At 44.4% G+C, this 2,171-nt stretch carries 1 protein-coding gene; it reads left to right on the top strand.

The genetic code is table 11. The features are described from left to right. Window positions 1-9: 9 nt before the first annotated feature. On the top strand, window positions 10-2,127 hold the full coding sequence (locus DCO46_RS22490) for a bifunctional aldolase/short-chain dehydrogenase (protein WP_116754693.1): 2,118 nt from the start codon (window positions 10-12) through the stop codon (window positions 2,125-2,127). The last annotated feature ends 44 nt before the right edge of the window (window positions 2,128-2,171 follow it).

The raw sequence follows: 2,171 nt of genomic DNA, 5'->3' as shown, positions 1-2,171 counted from the left end.
ATAACCAATATGAATTTTAAGCACGTAAGCTATTTATGGGATGAGTCCAGGGCCGCTGCCTTGGCAGGAGATGAAGTAGCGCTTTTTATTTATCGTTCCAATATACTGGGAGCCGATTTAAGGCTAACCAACTACGGCGGTGGAAATACCTCTGTAAAAATCACCGACAAAGACCCCTTGACGGGAACCAGTTCAGAAGTTATGTGGATCAAGGGCTCCGGAGGAGATATCGGAACACTGACAAAGTCAGGTTGTGCCGCACTTTATCTGGAAAGACTTCGTAATCTGGAGAACGTGTACAGAGGAATCGAATTTGAAGACGAAATGGTAGAACTGTTCAATCACTGTATCTTCGATTTAAATTCGAAAGCCCCGTCTATCGACACACCATTGCACGGATTTTTGCCCTTCAAACATATTGACCACCTGCACCCTGATGCCGCCATTGCCATTGCAGCGGCCAAAGACGGAGCCAAAATCACCGAAGAACTCTTCAACGGAGAAATCGGCTGGGTAGGCTGGCAGCGTCCCGGTTTCGATCTGGGATTGCAATTAAGATCATGCCTTGAAGAAGCAGAAAAAAAAGGAAAAAAACTAAGAGGCATCATGTTGGGTTCCCACGGTTTGTTTACCTGGGGAGACACCTCATATGAAAGTTATATCAACACATTGGAAGTAATCGAAAAATGTGCCACTTACCTGGAAAATAACTACGGGAAAAAACGCCCTGTTTTTGGAGGACAAAAGATAGAAAGCTTAGATGAGACATCCAGAAAACTAAAAGCGGCAAAAGTAGCCCCAATCTTAAGAGGATTCTGCTCATCAGAACGCCAGATGATCGGTCATTACACAGACGATGCAAGAGTTTTGGAATTCATCAATTCCAACGACCTGGAAAAACTGGCCCCGCTTGGAACCTCCTGTCCTGACCATTTCTTAAGGACCAAAATCAGTCCGTTGGTATTGGAACTCGATCCAAACGAAGATTTATCCGATGTAAATGCCATCAAAGCAAAACTAAAACCCGCTTTTGAGAAGTACAGAGCGATGTACAAAGAGTATTACAACGCCTGCAAAAAATCAAATTCACCGGCCATGCGTGACCCGAATCCGGTGGTAATTTTATATCCCGGAGTTGGAATGTTCACCTTTGCCAAAGATAAAACCATGGCAAGGCTCGCATCAGAATATTATATCAATGCCGTAAACGTAATGAAAGGTGCCGAAGCCGTTTCCGAGTATACCTCACTTCCGCATCAGGAAGCTTTTGATATCGAATACTGGTTACTGGAAGAAGCCAAATTGCAAAGAATGCCAAAACCAAAACCATTATCAGGAAGAGTAGCCCTTATTACAGGGTCAGCGGGAGGAATCGGTAAGGCAATTGCTAAAAAATTCGCTCAGGAAGGCGCCTGTGTCATCATCAATGACATCAATGAAGAAAGACTCGAAGAAGCAACAAAAGACTTTACCCGATCATTTGGAAAAGACGCCGTATCAAGCACATTGTTGAATGTAACGAACGAAAAAAGTACCGAAAAAGCATTGGACGAAGCCTGTCTGGCCTTTGGAGGCGTTGATATTTTGGTAAACAATGCCGGAATCAGCATCTCAAAATCGATAGCCGAACATACTTTGGAAGAGTGGGACCGCTTGTATGATATTCTGGTAAAAGGACAATTCATTGTTTCCAAAGCCGGAATCGAAGTGATGCGCAAACAGGGATTCGGAGGCGATATTGTCAACATCGTATCGAAAAATGCTGTTGTTGCAGGCCCGAACAATCCGGGTTACGGATCAGCGAAAGCTGCCCAGGCCCATTTAACACGATTAATGGCAGCAGAACTGGGGACGGATAAAATCCGTGTAAATACGGTGAATCCCGATGCGGTAATCTCCGACTCGAATATCTGGTCTGGAGGCTGGGCCGAAGGAAGGGCCAAAGCATATGGAGTTACGGTAGAAGAACTACCGGCTTATTATGCCAAACGCACCCTGTTGAACGAAATCATATTGCCCGATGATATTGCAAACGCCTGTTTTGCCTTTGTTGGCGGTTTACTGGGTAAATCGACCGGAAATGCACTGAACGTAGACGGCGGGGTAGCAATGGGCTTTTATAGATAAAAATTAGTTTTTTTAAGTTTGTTTAAGCAAAAGTGGTTTTTTGT

It is taken from the genome of Flavobacterium sp. HTF, assembly GCF_003105115.1.
Lineage (GTDB): Bacteria > Bacteroidota > Bacteroidia > Flavobacteriales > Flavobacteriaceae > Flavobacterium.
Note: the sequence above shows the minus strand (reverse complement) of the source record. Positions and strands in the feature narration are given on the sequence as shown.

Excerpts from the sequence above, each read along its gene's own strand:
- DCO46_RS22490 (WP_116754693.1), top strand. The coding sequence starts at position 10 with ATGAATTTTAAGCACGTAAGCTATTTATGGGATGAGTCCAGGGCCGCT.